Source organism: Allobosea sp. 2RAB26, from assembly GCF_052115465.1.
Lineage (GTDB): Bacteria > Pseudomonadota > Alphaproteobacteria > Rhizobiales > Beijerinckiaceae > Allobosea.
In genome coordinates, this window is sequence record NZ_JBFRGS010000002.1 from 518,273 (window position 1) to 534,627 (window position 16,355).

General features: G+C 66.8%; 12 protein-coding genes. 9 read left to right on the top strand and 3 right to left on the bottom strand.

Annotation, left to right across the window (positions count from 1 at the left end; all coding sequences use genetic code 11):
- Positions 1-107 precede the first annotated feature (107 nt).
- Complete coding sequence (locus AB4118_RS05570) at positions 108-1,307, bottom strand: pyridoxal-phosphate-dependent aminotransferase family protein (RefSeq protein WP_441488795.1); 1,200 nt, start codon at positions 1,305-1,307, stop codon at positions 108-110.
- A 160-nt stretch (positions 1,308-1,467) separates the two neighbouring features.
- Between AB4118_RS05570 and AB4118_RS05575 the strand changes: the two genes are divergently transcribed.
- The 8 genes from AB4118_RS05575 to AB4118_RS05610 all read left to right on the top strand — a co-directional run bounded on the left by AB4118_RS05575 (position 1,468) and on the right by AB4118_RS05610 (position 12,313).
- Positions 1,468-2,205, top strand: a complete 738-nt coding sequence (locus tag AB4118_RS05575) for a GntR family transcriptional regulator (protein ID WP_441488796.1) — start codon at positions 1,468-1,470, stop codon at positions 2,203-2,205.
- Between the two features lie 163 nt (positions 2,206-2,368).
- Positions 2,369-3,349, top strand: a complete 981-nt coding sequence (locus AB4118_RS05580; RefSeq protein WP_441488797.1) for a Bug family tripartite tricarboxylate transporter substrate binding protein — start codon at positions 2,369-2,371, stop codon at positions 3,347-3,349.
- A gap of 164 nt (positions 3,350-3,513) precedes the next feature.
- Positions 3,514-4,011, top strand: coding sequence for a tripartite tricarboxylate transporter TctB family protein (locus AB4118_RS05585; protein ID WP_441488798.1), 498 nt, complete (start codon positions 3,514-3,516; stop codon positions 4,009-4,011).
- A 10-nt stretch (positions 4,012-4,021) separates the two neighbouring features.
- Positions 4,022-5,551 (top strand): tripartite tricarboxylate transporter permease, encoded by a 1,530-nt coding sequence (locus AB4118_RS05590; protein ID WP_441488799.1) that lies wholly within the window; start codon positions 4,022-4,024, stop codon positions 5,549-5,551.
- Positions 5,552-5,639: 88 nt separating this feature from the next.
- Positions 5,640-8,558, top strand: a complete 2,919-nt coding sequence (locus AB4118_RS05595) for an FAD-binding and (Fe-S)-binding domain-containing protein (RefSeq protein WP_441488800.1) — start codon at positions 5,640-5,642, stop codon at positions 8,556-8,558.
- A gap of 75 nt (positions 8,559-8,633) precedes the next feature.
- Entirely contained in the window at positions 8,634-9,977 is a 1,344-nt protein-coding gene (locus AB4118_RS05600; protein WP_441488801.1) for a YncE family protein, read from the top strand.
- A gap of 159 nt (positions 9,978-10,136) precedes the next feature.
- Positions 10,137-11,093 (top strand): AEC family transporter, encoded by a 957-nt coding sequence (locus AB4118_RS05605; protein ID WP_441488802.1) that lies wholly within the window; start codon positions 10,137-10,139, stop codon positions 11,091-11,093.
- A gap of 125 nt (positions 11,094-11,218) precedes the next feature.
- Positions 11,219-12,313 (top strand): NADH:flavin oxidoreductase/NADH oxidase, encoded by a 1,095-nt coding sequence (locus tag AB4118_RS05610; protein ID WP_441488803.1) that lies wholly within the window; start codon positions 11,219-11,221, stop codon positions 12,311-12,313.
- A gap of 22 nt (positions 12,314-12,335) precedes the next feature.
- Here AB4118_RS05610 and AB4118_RS05615 read toward each other — a convergent pair whose 3' ends face one another.
- Both AB4118_RS05615 and AB4118_RS05620 read right to left on the bottom strand, forming a co-directional pair.
- A complete protein-coding gene (locus AB4118_RS05615) occupies positions 12,336-13,493 on the bottom strand; it encodes a winged helix-turn-helix domain-containing protein (RefSeq protein WP_441488804.1) in 1,158 nt (385 codons plus the stop codon).
- Positions 13,494-13,538: 45 nt separating this feature from the next.
- Complete coding sequence (locus AB4118_RS05620; RefSeq protein WP_441488805.1) at positions 13,539-14,252, bottom strand: spermidine synthase; 714 nt, start codon at positions 14,250-14,252, stop codon at positions 13,539-13,541.
- 215 nt (positions 14,253-14,467) lie between these two features.
- Here AB4118_RS05620 and AB4118_RS05625 point away from each other — a divergent pair, with 215 nt between their 5' ends.
- Entirely contained in the window at positions 14,468-16,348 is a 1,881-nt protein-coding gene (locus tag AB4118_RS05625; protein WP_441488806.1) for a TRAP transporter large permease, read from the top strand.
- The last annotated feature ends 7 nt before the right edge of the window (positions 16,349-16,355 follow it).

The following is a 16,355-nucleotide window of genomic DNA, read 5'->3' on the forward strand; positions in this document are numbered from 1 at the left end:
GCGGCACTCCGAATCCTGCGCAACGGACGCGCAGAAATGCTCGCAACGCGAGCGCGAAGCCCCGGGAGCTCTCTCGGTTCAGAGGGCCCCCGGGACTTCTCCCCTCGTCAGGCGACCGCAACCTTCGGTGTATTGGCTTCCTCGCGGCTTTCGAGCGCGGCCATTGCGGCCTGCACGCCGCCGCTGCGATGCGGCACGCCGGCCGCCGCCAGCCCCATCTCCACGCCGGACAGCGCGCCAAGCAGGGTCAGCTCGTTGCATTCGCCGAGATGGCCGATCCGGAAGACCTTGCCGGCCACCTTGCCGAGGCCGGAGCCGAGCGAGATGTTGAACTTCTCGAGCGCCACCTTGCGGTAATGGTCGGCGTCGTGGCTCGGCGGCATCAGCACGGCGGTCAGCACCGGCGAATATTCCGCGGGGTTCTCGCAGAGGATGTCGAGGCCCCAGGCCTTCACCGCGGCCCGCGTCGCCGCGGCAAGGCGCTCATGGCGGGCGAAGACCGCGTCCAGCCCCTCCTCATGCAGCATCCTGACGGCTTCGCGCAGGCCATAGAGCAGGTTCGTCGCCGGCGTGTAGGGGAAGAAGCCGTTGGCGTTGATCTTGACCATCTCCTGCCAGTCCCAATAGGAGCGCGGCATTGTGTTCGCCCGGGAGGCGGCCATCGCCTTTTCCGAGATCGCGTTGAAGCTGAGGCCCGGCGGCAGCATCAGGCCCTTCTGCGAGCCGGAAACCGTGACGTCGACCTGCCATTCGTCGTGTCGGTAGTCGACCGAGGCCAGCGAGGAGATGGTATCGACCATGAAGAGCGCCGGGTGGCCGGCCTTGTCGATCGCCTTGCGGATCTCGGCGATCCGGCTGGTCGAGCCGGTCGAGGTCTCGTTATGGACGACCATCACCGCCTTGATCTTGCGGCCGCGGTCCTCGGCCAGCTTTGCCTCGATCGCAGCCGGATCGGCGCCACGGCGCCAGTCGCCCGGGATGAAATCGACCTCGATGCCGAATCGCCCGGCGATCTGGCGCCAGAGCGTGGCGAAATGGCCGGTCTCGGCCATCAGCACGGTGTCGCCCGGAGAGAGCGTATTGACGATCGCGGCTTCCCAGGCACCGGTCCCGGAGGACGGATAGATCACCACCGGCTGGCTGGTCTTGAACACCGACTTGGCACCGTCGAGCACCTCGCGCCCGAGCTTCGCGAACTCGGCGCTGCGGTGATCGATCACCGGCATGTCCATGGCCCGCAGGATCCGGTCGGGCACCGGGCTCGGGCCGGGAATCTGGAGGAAATGGCGGCCCTGCTGCGATGCCATGGCGATAAACTCCCTATTCGGACGTGGCGGCGCGTCCGGCTCGCCGCTCATGAGCGCCGATGTTTTGCATTCATTTTTGCCTTTGGCAACACCGTTCGCGCGTGCAATATTATGCTGACCGATCTCGACACGGGGCCGTCCACTCGCGTAGCAAACCAGGATGACGACTATCGCGCTCGACACTGAGACGACCGAAAACCCGCCGCTGCGGCGCGAGGACGGCGCCGGGCAGACATCGCTGCACGGCGAACTTCTGGCCGCGCTGCGCGACTATATCGTCGAGGGCAATCTCGCCGATGGCGCACGCGTGCCCGAGCGCCTGCTCTGCGACCGGTTCGGCATCTCGCGCACGCCGCTGCGCGAGGCGCTCAAGGTCCTGGCCGCGGAAGGGCTGATCGACCTGCTGCCCAATCGCGGCGCACGCGTGCGCGCCCTGAGCGCCGATGATCTGCGTGAATTGTTCGACGTGATGGGCGGGCTCGAAGCCCTGGCGGGGCGACTGGCCTGCGAACGCATCAGCGACGAGGAAATCGCCGAAATCGAGCAGTCTCATCACGAGATGTACCGTTTCTACCTGCGGCGCGACATGCACGGCTATTTCCAGTGCAATCAGGACATCCACCGCATGATCGTCGCGGCCGCCGGCAATGCGACGCTCAGCGCGACCTATAACAGCATTGCCGGCCGCATCCGGCGCGTGCGTTATTCCGCCAATCTCGACAAGGAGCGCGACCGCTGGGGCGAGGCGATGCGCGAGCACGAGGCGATCCTCGATGCCCTGCGCCGACGCGCCGGCAGCGAGCTCAGCGACATCATGTTCCTGCATCTGCGCAACAAGCGAAAAGCCGCGCAGCATCAGAGCGCCGCGCAGACGGACGACGAGAACAGCCCTGCCTGAGTCCAACCCCAGCCTGAGACCTCCCGGCATTGATACGGGGTGGCGACCGGGCAGTGTCGTCGTCAATTCGGCCATCATCATTTTTCAGATTGAATGCAAAATTTTTTGATTCTAGGCTCTCGCCACGGCGCCGACAGAGCGCGTTGCAGGGAGGTTGGAAGAGATGAAGCAGCATTGGCTTGCCGCTGGCGCGGCGCTCGCAGCAGTGACCCCCGCCCTCGCCTGGGAGCCGACCAAGGCCATCGAAATCGTCGTGCCTTTCTCGGCCGGCGGCGCCTCCGACCAAATGGCGCGGACGATGCAGGGCATCATCCAGAAGAATAACCTGACCTCGCAGCCGATCATCGTCGTCAACAAGCCGGCCGCCGGCGGCGCCGAGGGCATGCTCGACATCCAGAAGGCGGCGGGCGACCCGCACAAGCTGATCACCACGTCGAGCGGCATCTTCATGACGCCGATGGCGACCAAGCTGCCGCTGAACTGGACCGAATACACGCCGATCGCGATGATGGCGCAGGATTCCTTCGTGCTCTGGGTCAACGCCAAGGCGCCCTACCAGACCGCCGGCGACTTCATGACAGCGGCCAAGGCCGCCTCGCCCCCGCTCAAGATCGGCGGCACCTCGTCGAAGCGCGAGGACAACCTGATCGTCTTCGGCATGGAGAAGGCTGGCGGGGTCAAGTTCGCCTATATCCCGCATACCAGCGGCGGCCAGGCCTCGACCCAGCTTTCCGGCAATCACATCGACGCCAGCACCAACAACCCGGCCGAGGACGTCGCCAACTGGCGCGGCGGGGCGACACGGCCGATCTGCGTCTTCTCCGAACAGAAGATGACCTACTCGACGCCGGTCGCCGACGGAAAATCCTGGGCCGATATCCCGACCTGCGCCTCGCAGGGGCTGAACGTCACCTACCAGATGCTGCGCGGCATGTTCATGCCCGGCAAGGTCACCAAGGAGCAGCAGGCTTTCTACGTGAACCTGTTCAAGAAGGTCTCCGAGACGCCGGAATGGAAGGACTACCTCGCCCGCAGCGCGCTGGTTCCGGACTATCGCGACGGCGAGGCGTTCGTGACCTTCCTCAAGGCCGATGAGGAGAAGCACGCCAAGCTGATGGGCGAAGCCGGCTTCACGGCGAAGTAGCCCTTGCATGATCGGACCGGAAACATATCCGATCCGATCCTGCAGCCTTCTAAGTTTGCATCGGCTTTTCCGAAAGCCGCGCCCACTTTTCGGGCCGATGCCTGAGCCCGACCGGCCCGCCGTCACGGCGGGCCTCATCCCTCTGCCGACGTCCGGAGATGTCGATGTCCGCTCATCCTGAAGGCGAAGCGCCGCGCGGCCTCTCGCGCCGCCCCGTCGAACTCGTCACGGCCACGATCCTGATCGGCCTCGCCTTCGTCGTGCTCTGGGATTCCTATGGCCGCGGGGCCGGCTGGGACAATGGTCCGCAGAACGGCTTCTTCCCCGCCCGCGTCGGCTGGCTGTTCCTGGCCGCCTCGCTGTTCATCCTGGTGCAGTCCTTTCGCACAGAGAACAGCGTCTTCGTCACCTTCGCGCAGCTCGGGCAGGTTTCGCGCGTGCTCGGCCCGCTCGTTCTCTTCGTCGCGCTGATCCAGCCGCTCGGGCTCTATGTCGCCGCGAGCATCTTCATTCTCGTCTTCATGGCCGTCGTCGCGACCTCGCGCTGGTGGAGCATCGTGCTGACGGCCGTCCTCGTGCCGATCGTCTGTTTCTGGATCTTCGAACAGCAGTTCCGCGTGCCCCTGCCCAAGGGTCCGCTCGAAGCCATGCTCGGCTATTGAGGTTACGCTGATGGAAGACCTCTCCTCGCTGATCGCCGGCTTCCAGGTCGCGCTCTCCTGGCACAATGTCGGTTTCATGGTGATCGGCGTGGTGCTCGGCATCATTGTCGGCGTGCTGCCGGGCCTCGGCGGTCCGAACGGGGTCGCGATCCTGCTGCCGCTGACCTTCGGCATGGACCCGACCTCGGCGATCATCCTGCTTTCCTCGATCTACTGGGGGGCCCTGTTCGGCGGCGCGATCACCTCGATCCTGTTCAATATTCCCGGAGAGGCCTGGTCGGTCGCGACCACCTTCGACGGCTATCCGATGGCGGTGCAGGGCAAGGCGGCCGAGGCACTGACGGCCGCCTTCACGGCCTCGTTCATCGGGGCGCTGTCCGGCGTCATCCTGATCACCTTCGTCGCGCCCCTGGTCGCCTCCTTCGCGCTGCGTTTTGGGCCCGCCGAGTTCTTCGCCGTCTTCCTGCTGACCTTCTGCTCCTTCATCGGCATGGGCCGGGAAAACCGGGCAAAGATCCTGGCCTCGCTCTGCATCGGCTTCCTGCTGGCGGCAGTCGGGCTCGACTCGATCTCGGGCGATCTGCGCATGACCTTCGGCTCGACCGAGCTGATGCGCGGCTTCGACTTCCTGATCGTCGTGATCGGCCTGTTCGGCGTCAGCGAGATCCTGCTCACCGTCGAGGAGGGGCTGGTCTTCAAAGGCAAGCAGGCGACGATCGATCTCAAGGTCGTGCTGCGGACCTGGGCCGGGCTGCCGCGCTACTGGGCGACGCTCGTTCGCTCCAGCCTCGTCGGCATGTGGATGGGCGTGACCCCTGGCGGCGCGATCGCCGCCTCCTTCATGGGCTATGGCCTCGCCAAGCGCTTCTCGCGGCGCGGCGCCAATTTCGGCAAGGGCGAGATCGAGGGCGTGCTGGCGCCGGAGACCGCGGCGCATGCCGCCGGCACCAGTGCCTTGCTGCCGATGCTGGCGCTCGGCATTCCCGGCTCGGCCACTGCTGCCGTGCTGCTCGGCGGCCTGCTGGTATGGGGGCTTCAGCCCGGGCCGATGCTCTTCGTCGAGCAGAAGGACTTCGTCTGGGGGCTGATCGCCTCGATGTATCTCGGCAATCTCGCCGGCCTGATCATCGTGCTGGCAACCGTGCCGCTCTTCGCCGCGATCATGCGCATCCCCTTCTCCTTCGTCGCGCCGGTGATCCTGATCGTCTGCGCTATCGGCGCCTATACGATCTCCAACTCGATCTTCGATATCTGGCTGATGCTGATCTTCGGCATCATCGGCTATGTCTTCAAGAAGCTTGATTATCCACTGGCACCGCTGGTGCTGGCGCTTGTCCTGGGCGACCGGGCCGAGGACGCCTTCCGGCAGGCGTTGCTCGGCTCCGGCGGCAGTCTCGGGGTCTTCTTCGCCAACGGGCTCGTCACGACACTGGTTGCGCTCGCGATGATCCTGCTCTTCTGGGGGCCGGTGTCGGACCTGATCGGGGCGGTGCGGCGGAGAAGCGGCCGGGCCGGAAAGGCGGCAGAAGCCGCCGAGTGAGAATGCGTTCGGACGCGAACGCGGGTCGTCCCGGCCAAATTGAAACGCAGAGCCGGGTCGAGATGAACTGGAATGGATACGTGACGCGATGACCCATGCCGCCCCCCTCGCCAAACAGGGCTCGCGCAATCTCGGGCTCGAACGGCGCCTCGCCCAGGCGCTCGAAGGCGAGGTCCGCTTCGACTCATTCACGCGCGGGCGTTATGCCACCGACGCCTCGATCTACCAGATCATCCCGCAGGGCATCGCCTTTCCGAAGAGCGAGACCGACATTGCGGCCGCGCTCCAGATCGCGGCCGAGCACGGCGTTCCGGTGATCGCGCGCGGCGGCGGCACGTCGCAGAACGGCCAGCCGATCGGCGATGCACTGATCCTCGACATGAGTCGGCATTTCAACGCGATCCGCGACTATGACCCGGCCTCGCGCACAGTCTCGGTCGCGCCCGGCATCGTGCTGGAGCAGCTCAACAGCCATGTGAAGAAGGACGGCCTGTTCTTCCCGGTCGAGCCCTCGACCGCGAGCCGCTGCACCATTGGCGGCATGGCCGGCAACAACTCCTCCGGCGCGCGCTCGCTGCGCTACGGCAAGATGGTCGACAATGTCATTGCCCTGCGGGCGCAGTTCCATGACGGTGAGGCCTTTGCGCTGGGCGAGAACCCGGTCGGCAATGCCTCGGTCAGGGCGCGGGACCTGATGACGCGGATGCTGTCGCTGGCGGACGGGCACCGCGACGAGATCGAGCGCATCTTCCCGAAGGTGCAGCGCCGGGTCGGCGGCTACAATCTCGACGAGCTGCTCCCGGCCCGGCCGAACCTGTCGCATCTGCTGGTCGGCTCGGAAGGCACGCTCGCGATCACCACGGAGGCGACGCTCAGGCTCTCGCCCCTGCCGACCCACCGCGTCATGGGCGTCTGCCATTTCCCGGATTTTCGCGCGGCGATGGAGACGACGCAGCATATCGTGGCGCTGGGTCCGATCGCGGTCGAGCTCGTCGACAACAATGTGTTGGTGCTCGGCGCCGATATCCCGCTCTTCGTGCGGACGCTCGCCGACATCACCAGGGGCCAGCCGAACTGCCTGCTGCTGGTCGAGTTCGCCGGCGACGATCTCGCGGCGCTGAAGCGCGACCTGAAGCGGCTCGACCAGTGCATGGCCGATCACGGCTTTGCCGACGCGGTCGTCGAGGTCGTCGAACCGGCACGGCAGAAGCCGGTCTGGGAGGTACGCGAGGCCTGCCTCAATATCATGATGTCGATGAAGGGCGACGGGAAGCCGGTCTCCTTCATCGAGGACTGCGCCGTCCCGCTCGAACATCTCGCCGACTATACCGACGCGGTGACCGAGCTCTTTACCCGTCACGGCACGCGCGGAACCTGGTACGCCCATGCCTCGGTCGGCTGCCTGCACGTCCGCCCGATCCTGAACATGAAGGACGAGGCCGGGGTCAAGGCGATGCGCGGCATCGCCGAGGCCGCCTGCGACCTCGTGCGCCAGTTCAAGGGCTCCTATTCCGGCGAGCATGGCGACGGCATTTCCCGCTCGGAATTCGTCGAACCGATGTTCGGCGGCTCGCTGACACGCGCCTTCGAGGCGGTGAAGGACGGGTTCGACCCGGAGAACCGGCTGAACCCCGGCAAGATCGTGCGGCCGCTCAAGATGGACGATCGCAGCCTGATGCGGTTTCCGCCGGGCTATGCGACGCCGATCCCGGCCGCAACCGCGCTCGATTGGTCCGATTGGGGCGGGCTCGGCGGCGCCGTCGAGATGTGCAACAACAACGGCACCTGCCGGAAACTCTCCGGCGGCACGATGTGCCCGTCCTATCGCGCCACCAGGGACGAGACGCATCTGACGCGCGGGCGCGCCAACAGTCTGCGCCTCGCGATCTCCGGGCAGCTCGGCCCCGACGCCTTCACCTCGCCTGAGATGAAGGAGACGCTCGATCTCTGCGTCTCTTGCAAGGGCTGCAAGCGCGACTGCCCGACCGGCGTCGACATGGCCCGGATGAAGATCGAGTTCCTCCACCATTATCACCAGCGCCATGGCTTGCCCCTCAAGGAACGGCTGATCGCCTGGCTGCCGCGCTATGCGCCCTATGCCGCGAAACTGGCGCCGCTGATGAACTTGCGCGATCGCATCCCTGCTCTGGCCAAACTGAGCGAGCGCTGGCTCGGCTTCAGCGCGCGCCGCTCGCTGCCGGTCTGGCGCAAGCCCTGGGTGCAGGCCGGCAACTCGGCAACGCCTGGCGATGTGAAGGGCGACGGCCGCGACATCGTGCTCTTCGGCGATACGTTCAACCGCTACTACGAGCGCGAGAATATGGAGGCGGCTGAGCGCGTGCTCGCGGCCGGCGGCTATCGCATCCACAAGGTCGAACCGGCTGACGGCGGCAGGCCGCTCTGCTGCGGACGGACCTTCCTCTCGGCCGGGCTGGTCGACGAGGCGCGTATCGAGGCCAAGCGCACGCTCGATGCGCTCTCGCCCTATATTGCCGGGGGTGCCCGCATCGTCGGGCTCGAACCGTCCTGCCTGCTGACCTTCCGCGACGAGTTTGGCGCGATCCTGCCCAAGGAGCAGGTCGAACCCGCGGCCAGCGCGGCTTTCCTGCTCGAAGAGCTGCTCGCGGCCGATATCAAGGCGGGTACGACCACGCTGCCGCTGAAGGACCAGGCGGGCCGCGTCGCCCATCTGCACGGGCATTGCCACCAGAAGGCGTTCGCGGCGATGGGCGCCGTCGAGGCGACGCTCCGCGCGATTCCGGGTCTCGACGTCAAGCCGATCGAGTCGAGCTGCTGCGGCATGTCGGGTGCCTTCGGCTACGGCGCGGACACCATGGATGTCTCGCTCGCCATGGCCGAGCTCTCGCTGCTGCCGGCAGTGCGCAAGGCAGGCGCGCAGGACCTCGTCGTTGCCGATGGCACGAGCTGCCGCCACCAGATCCACGATGGTGCAGGCCGAGAGGCACTGCATGTCGCCCGCGTGCTCGACATGGCGTTGGAGGGCTGACGCGAAAAGCCGGAGCGGCAGCAGGCATCCCAACCAAGGACCCGGACAAACGGGTGAGCCGAAGGAGGACGGACGATGCTAAGGACGATGCTTCTGACTGGCGTAACGGCGCTGATCGCTGCCGGAGGAATACAGGCCGCCATGGCAATGGACTATTTCCTCGCAAGCGGGCGCTGGGACAATGTCGTCCTGGTGATCGACCTGGAAAGGGCGATCGATCCGGCCAATGACGGCACGCCGAAAGCGGTGGTGAACCGCATCCGCGTCACGCCCGATATCGACGCGACCGGGACCGGCAAGGCCGACACAATCTCCAGCGGCCAGCCGATCACCATCACCATCGCGCCGGATTACCGGCGCGCCTATGTGGTCAATCATTCCGGCCGCACCAGGCCCGACGATGCCGCCGCCTTCCAGCACGGCCATGCCGGCACCGTCACCATCGTCGATCTCAAGAAGGCGCTCGATCCGGCGAGCAACGGCACGCTTGCGGCCGTCGAGGGTTATATCGAGACGGAAGGCTTTGGGCCGACCGGCTTCGCGATCGCTCCTGACGGCCGGCATGCCGCGCTCGCCCATGCCGAACAGAAGGGCGACGAGGATGGCGGCCGCCATATCAGCATCGTCGACCTCGCCAGCAACAAGGTCATTCGTCGGGTCGAGCAGGCTTTCGGCAAGCCCGGCTTCCCATGCCCTCCCGATCCCGTGCCGCACCGCGCGCCCGACCCGAAATTCGGCTGTTTCCCTGACACCAACGGCGTGACGATCAGTCCGCTCGGTGGGGGCACGATCTTCGGCGCCAATGGCGGAACGGACGATATCTCGGTGATCAGCCTGCAAAAGGCGATTGCGGGTGAAGTCGGAGCGGAGATCGCGCGCATTCCCGTGCAGGCGGGCGGCTTCGGCATCTCGACCAGCCCGGACGGCAAGCTTGTGGCGCATGCCTCGCGCGAGAACGCGCAGACCGACACCCCCGGCAATACCGTCTCGATCATCGATGTCGAGAAGGCGCTGTCGGACCCTGCCAAGGCCGAGGTCGCCCGCGTGCTGGTCGGCACCGACGACAAGTCCGTGCCGACACGTCCCTTCGTGGCGGCGTTCCTGCCGGACGGAAAGCGCATCCTGTCGACGCATTTCCGCTCGAACAATATCGACATCATCGATGTCGCCAAGGCCATCGCCGGGCAGCCGGCAACGATCAGGCGGGTCGAGTTGAAGACGCCCGGCGGCGAGCCCTCGCGCCCGCGCGGCATCGCGATCACCCCCGACGGAAAATATGCCGCGATTACCGGGGCGCCCAACGGCAAGTCGAATTCCARCGTGGTCTGGATCGTCGATCTCGCGAGCTACGAGGTGAAGGGCCGCGTCACCGAGATCGGCAATGAGAGCTACATGATCGGCGCCTTCCAGGCGAACTGATCACGGCGACGCCTGCGTTGGCGGCGGGCGGTCAGGCATCGGGCCGCATGGCCAAGGCCGAACCCCGGCTGGTAGAGAGCAGGACAACGTGCGTCATTCCGGTGCCAGGACAGGCACAGCCGGGACGACGCGCGGGTTCTCCAGCCGTCAGCGCAATCGATGCTTCAATTCCTTGCCACCAGCACGCCGTTCTTCGCGGTGATCGCGCTCGGCGCATTGGTTTCCGGCCGCACGCTGTTCGGCCCCGATTCCGTCAGGGTGCTCAACACCTTCGCCTTCATGATCGCGACGCCGGCAATGGTGCTGCGCGTGATGTCGCGGCAGCCGATCGCCGAGCTCTGGAACACGACCTTCTTCGTGGCGCTGGCAGCAATCGGCGTGACGATCATGGCGCTTGGCATCCTCATCGGCACGCGGTTGCGCGCCCTGCCCTTCCCCAATGCGGTCTCGCGCGGGCAGAGCCTCGTCGGCGGCAATTTCGCCTTTCTCGGCATTCCCCTGATGCTGGCCTTCCTCGGCGAGCGCGCCGCAGCGCCGATCGCGATCGGCCTGATCTGCGACACGGCGCTGGTCGTGCCCCTGTCGATCGGGCTGATCGAGGCCGGGCGCGGCGCCGGTTCGGCACCCGCCATTGCCGGCCGGCTCATTCGCGGCACGATCCTCAACCCCTTCATGCTGTCGATCGCAGGCGGCCTCGCGCTCTCGGTCAGCGGGGTCGCGATCCCGGAACCGGTCGACCGCTTCCTCTCCTTCCTCGGAAATGCGGCTGCGCCGGTCGGCGTCTTCGCGCTCGGCCTCGCGGCGCGACAATGGAGCGGTGGCGGCAGCAAGCTCCCGGCCCTCGGGATTGCACCACTGGTCGTCGGCAAGCTCGTGCTGCACCCGCTGGTGACCTGGATCGTGCTTGCCGTCGTGCTCAAGCTTGACGCGTTCTGGGTCACGGCCGGCGTGCTCTATTCGGCCCTCCCCATCGCGGCGAATGTCTTCGTCATCTCCGAGCGTTTCGAGACCGATAGCCGGCCAATCGCGGCTGCGATCGTGCTCTCCACGGCCCTGGCGGCGCTGACCTTCCCCGTCGCGATCTGGCTGGTCTCGGCTGCCACGGGAGCGCCGTAGCGCTCTCTTCGCAACTGCAACCGTGCCCTTGCGCTGTTGCCTGTAGTCAGCGGCTTGGCGAGACGGCTAGAAACAGCCGGTCGGCGGGTCCGTCCGCGCGGCGCGATGGAACCGCCGGAGGCATCATGACCAGCCAGCTCTTCACCCCGTACAAGCTCGGCGGCCTCGAACTCGCCAACCGCATCGTGATCGCGCCGATGTGCCAGTATTCGGCCGAGGATGGCCGGGCGACCGACTGGCATACGATCCATCTCGGCCATCTCGCCCTGTCCGGCGCCGCGCTGATGTTCATCGAGGCGACGGCCGTCGAGCCGGAGGGCCGGATCAGCCCGCTGGACCTCGGCCTCTGGTCGGACGAGACGGAAGCGGCCCTGGCCAGGACGCTGGCGGCGGTCCGTGCGTATTCCGACATGCCGATCGGCATCCAGCTCGGCCATGCCGGGCGCAAGGCCTCGGTGGCCGCGCCCTGGACAGGCGGCGGCCAGCTCGGGCTCGACCAAGGCGGCTGGCAGACGCTTGCCCCGTCCGCCATCCCGTTTGGCGATCATCCCCGGGCGCCGCTCGCGCTCGATCTCGCAGGCATCGCCCGCATCCGCGAGAACTTCGCCGCATCGGCCAAGCGCGCCGTGCGGCTGGGCTTGCAGGCGATCGAGCTGCACGCCGCCCACGGCTATCTCCTGCACCAGTTCCTCTCGCCGCTCTCGAACCAGCGCGGGGATGAGTATGGCGGCTCGCTCGAGAACCGCATGCGCCTGCCGCTCGAAGTCTATGATGCCGTGCGGGCCGTGGTCCCAGCGGAGATCCCGGTCGGCTTCCGCGTCTCCGGCACCGACTGGGTCCCGGGCGGCTGGGACGTCGAACAGACCGTCGCCTTCGCAAGGGCGGTCGAGGCGCGCGGCGGCAGCTTCATGCATGTCTCCAGCGGCGGTCTCTCGGCCAAGCAGGCGATCCCGCTTGGGCCGAATTACCAGGTCCCGTTCGCCCGGGCCGTGAAGCAGGCGACCAATCTGCCGAGCATCGCCGTCGGGCTGATCACCGAGCCGGATCAGGCCGAAGCGATCGTCGGCACCGGCGATGCCGATCTCGTCGCGCTGGCGCGCGGCATCCTCTACGATCCGCGGTGGCCCTGGCACGCCGCCGCCCATCTCGGTGCCAGCGTCAAGGCGCCGAACCAGTATCTGCGCTCCCAGCCGCGGCAGTTCCGCAATCTCTTCGGCTGAACGCAAGCCTGAGCCGGCTGGATCAGGTCTCCAGCTGGAAGCGCTCGAACCGGTGCAACGCGTCCTCGATGGCCGCCTTGTGCCGCTCGACAGAGCGCTCGCCGACCCAGTTCCATTGCTGGACGAGAAGCGTGCCGTTCGCGCGGTCGGCCTTGAGGTCGATCGCCGCGACGATCTCGTCGCCAACCAGAACCGGCAGGGCAAAGTACCCCATCGCCCGCTTCTCCTTCGGCACATAGGCCTCGAACAGGTGATCGTAGCCGAAGAAAAGCTTCAGCCGCTTGCGCTGGATGATCAGCGGATCGAAGGGCGAAAGGATATGGACCAGCTCGGCATCCGGTGCCGGCGTCGGTTCGAGCATGGCGGGTTGCGCCCAATGCTCCTGCTTTCCCGCCCCTTCGATCGTGACAGGCACGAGCGTTCTGCGGCTTAGCCTCGTCTCGATCAGTTCGCGGATCGCGGGCTTGCGCGGCGCGTCGAGATGGCAGACCGAGTCGAGGCTGACGATGCCCTGCGATCGCAAGGCCCGGTCGAGGAGATAGTCGAGAACCTGTTTCTCGGTCGCCGGGCGTGGGGCGCGCTCCCAGCCGAAATGTCGCTCCGGAAGCTCGTAGCTCTTCAGCATGCCGGTGCGCTCGCAGATCGTCAGCGCACCGCTGAAGAAGGCGAGCTGGAGGGCGTGTTTCGAGGGCTTGCGGCTCGCCCAGGCATGATCCTTCTCGATGAGCACATCATCGTCGATGTCTCGGATCGAGAGCGCGCCATCGCGCCGAACGCGGCCCATGACCTTGCGCAGGTCCTCGTTCGTCACCGAATTGAACCAGCTCGGAGGGTTTTCGCGCCGCCGCTTCATCTCCGGCAGGAAGAAGCGCAGATCCTGGGTCGGGACATAGGCCAGCGCGTGCGTCCAGTATTCGAAGACGCTCTTGTCGATGCTCTGGGCCTGGCGCAGATGCGCGCGCTGATAGTCCGGAATGCGCGTCCACAGGATGTGATGATGGCAGCGTTCGACCACGTTGATCGTGTCGATCTGCACATAGCCGAGATGGTCCACCGCCGCCGGCGTGGCTTCGGGGCCGTCGCCAAAGGGAGCGAGCGTATCGAGCCGCTGGGCGCGTAGCCAGATCCGGCGGGCCTGCGACGGGCTGATCGAGAGGGGTTTTGGCGGACGTCTCGGCATGTCGGATCTATAGCGACGCTGCGCGCGCCCTCCTGTCAGGAGCGATCATGAACCGGCCCGCCGCGCGCGCTCGGACTGGGCGGCACCCGGACCGGTCGCGAGCCAGATCACGTGCCTTGCGCCCCCGCGCTTGCCGTTGGCGCGCGTCTTCACCTCCTCGACGGCATAGCCGCTCTTGCGCAGGCGCTGGGTGAAGCCATGATCGGGACCGGACGACCAGACGGCGAGGACGCCGCCAGGACGCAGGGCTGCGCGTGCGACGGCGAGGCCCGCCATGTCGTAGAGATCGTCATTCGCCCGGCGCGTCAGCCCCTCCGGGCCGTTGTCGACATCGAGCAGGATCGCATCGAACGCCGCGGGAGCGGCGCCGATCGTCCGTGCGACATCCTCCTCGCGGATGGTGACACGGGGATCGGCGAGGCAATCGCCGAAGACCTGAGCCATCGGACCGCGGGCCCAGGCGACGACGGCCGGCACGAGCTCCGAGACCACGATCTGCGCGCCTTGCCCGAACGCCGCCAGCGCCGCGCGCAGGGTAAAGCCCATGCCGAGCCCGCCGATCAGGATGCGGGGCTCCGGCCGGCCGGCAAGACGCGCCGCGACCAGCGTTGCCAGTGCCTCCTCCGAGCCGCTGAGGCGGCTGTTCATCAGCTCGATCGCGCCCAGCATGATCGAGAACTCCGCACCGCGCTGCTTGAGGCGGATTTCGCCGCCGCCACCCGGCATCGTCGCGGTATCGATCTGGATCCAGGGAATCACGGGTTCACTCGGCTTCTGGGGCGGCAGGGTTTCTGGGGTAGCAGCCGCCCGCAACAGCATAGCAGCGCCGGCCGCGCAATTCCCGCTCCGTGGATTCGCCACGTTCAGGCCGGACTCCAGCGAATACCCGTTGCCCGGGAAGCGGCTGCCATCGCGCTCGCCTGATGCCGCGCGCACGCCTATAAGGCACGAAAACAACGACTGGAAGAAACGTCATGGAGCTTCAGGCCGCAGCGTCGCAAGCGCCTGCCATCCGGCCCTCCAGCGGCCTCGGTCGCGCTGTCGGCCTCGTCGACCGCAGCGTCGGCGGACTGGTCGAACTGGTCGTGGCCGCGCTCGTCGTCATCGAGATCGGCCTGCTCGGCGCCGGCGTCACGGCGCGCTACGTCTTCCATGCACCGCTGGTCTGGTCGGACGAACTGGCCTCGATCCTGTTCCTCTGGCTCTCCATGCTGGGCGCGGTGGTTGCGCTCCGGCGCGGCGAGCATATGCGCATGACCGGCCTGGTCAGCCGTGTCGGCCCGCAGACGCGGGCCTGCCTCGAGGCGCTGGCGATCACCGCCGGCATTGCCTTCCTGCTGCTGCTCCTGCCGCATGCGCTCGAGTATGCCGAGGAGGAGGCGTTCATCGTCACTCCGGCGCTCGAAATCACCAATGCCTGGCGCGCAGCCGCAATCCCGGCCGGTATCGGCCTGATGCTGGTCGTCGCCTTCTGCCGGATGCTGCGCCTGCCTTCGTTCAAGCCGGCCCTGATCGCGATTGCCCTGACGGCCGCCCTCCTGCTGCTGTTCTGGCTTGCCGGCCCCGTCCTGAAGCCGCTCGGCAAACTCAACCTGGTGATCTTCTTCGTCGGCGTCGTCGCGCTGAACGTCTTCTCCGGCGTGCCGATCGCCTTCTCCTTTGCGCTGGCGACCTTCGGCTATCTCGCGCTGACGACTTCGACCCCCCTGATCGTCATGGTCGGACGGCTCGATGAGGGCATGAGCCACATCATGCTGCTCGCCGTGCCGCTCTTCATCTTCCTTGGCGCGCTGATCGAGATGACCGGCATGGCGCGTGCCATGATCGAGTTCTTGGCCGGGCTGCTCGGCCATGTCCGCGGCGGCCTGTCCTATGTGCTGATCGGCGCGATGTATCTGGTCTCCGGCATCTCGGGCTCGAAGATCGCCGATATGGCCGCGATCGCGCCGGTGCTCTTCCCCGAAATGAAGGCGCGCGGCGCGGCGCCGGGCGATCTCGTCGCCCTGCTCTCGGCGACCGGCGCGCAGACCGAGACGATCCCGCCCTCGATCGTGCTGATCACCATCGGCTCGGTCACCGGCGTCTCGATTGCGGCCCTGTTCACCGGCGGCCTGCTGCCGGCAATGGTGCTCGGCGTCGCACTCTGCTGCGTCGTCAGGTGGCGCTATCGCCACGAGGATCTCGGCCATGTCGTGCGCCAGTCGCGCCGGCAGATCGGCAAGCTCGCGCTGATCGCGCTGCCCGCCATCGCCCTGCCCTTCGTCATCCGCGCCGCGGTTGTCGAGGGCGTCGCCACGGCGACCGAAGTCTCGACCATCGGCATCGCCTATTCCGTGCTCGCCGGCCTGCTGCTCTACCGCCAGTTCGATTGGCGGCGCCTGCCGAAGATGCTGGTCGATACCGCCTCGCTGACCGGCGCGATCATCTTCATCATCGGCTGCGCCACCGCCATGGCCTGGGGCCTGACGCAATCGGGTTTCTCGCAGGATCTCGCCCGCATGATGTCTGCGATTCCCGGCGGCACCTGGGGCTTCCTGGCGATCTCCATCCTCGCCTTCGTCATCCTCGGCAGCGTGCTCGAAGGCATCCCCGCTGTCGTGCTGTTTGGCCCCCTGCTTTTCCCGATCGCCAAGCAGGTCGGGGTGCACGAGGTCCATTACGCGATGGTGGTGGTGCTCGCGATGGGCATCGGCCTTTTCGCCCCGCCCTTCGGCGTCGGCTATTACGGCGCCTGCGCGATCAGCAAGGTCAACCCGGACGAGGGCCTGAAATATATCGGAGCCTATATGCTCGCCCTGCTCATCGGCCTCGTGATCGTCGCCGCTGTGCCGTGGATCTCGACGGGCTTCCTGTAGCGCTGAT

Excerpts from the sequence above, each read along its gene's own strand:
- AB4118_RS05615 (WP_441488804.1), bottom strand. The coding sequence starts at position 13,493 with ATGCCGAGACGTCCGCCAAAACCCCTCTCGATCAGCCCGTCGCAGGCC.
- AB4118_RS05585 (WP_441488798.1), top strand. The coding sequence starts at position 3,514 with ATGTCCGCTCATCCTGAAGGCGAAGCGCCGCGCGGCCTCTCGCGCCGC.
- AB4118_RS05605 (WP_441488802.1), top strand. The coding sequence starts at position 10,137 with ATGCTTCAATTCCTTGCCACCAGCACGCCGTTCTTCGCGGTGATCGCG.
- AB4118_RS05610 (WP_441488803.1), top strand. The coding sequence starts at position 11,219 with ATGACCAGCCAGCTCTTCACCCCGTACAAGCTCGGCGGCCTCGAACTC.
- AB4118_RS05580 (WP_441488797.1), top strand. The coding sequence starts at position 2,369 with ATGAAGCAGCATTGGCTTGCCGCTGGCGCGGCGCTCGCAGCAGTGACC.
- AB4118_RS05590 (WP_441488799.1), top strand. The coding sequence starts at position 4,022 with ATGGAAGACCTCTCCTCGCTGATCGCCGGCTTCCAGGTCGCGCTCTCC.
- AB4118_RS05625 (WP_441488806.1), top strand. The coding sequence starts at position 14,468 with ATGGAGCTTCAGGCCGCAGCGTCGCAAGCGCCTGCCATCCGGCCCTCC.
- AB4118_RS05575 (WP_441488796.1), top strand. The coding sequence starts at position 1,468 with ATGACGACTATCGCGCTCGACACTGAGACGACCGAAAACCCGCCGCTG.
- AB4118_RS05570 (WP_441488795.1), bottom strand. The coding sequence starts at position 1,307 with ATGGCATCGCAGCAGGGCCGCCATTTCCTCCAGATTCCCGGCCCGAGC.
- AB4118_RS05595 (WP_441488800.1), top strand. The coding sequence starts at position 5,640 with ATGACCCATGCCGCCCCCCTCGCCAAACAGGGCTCGCGCAATCTCGGG.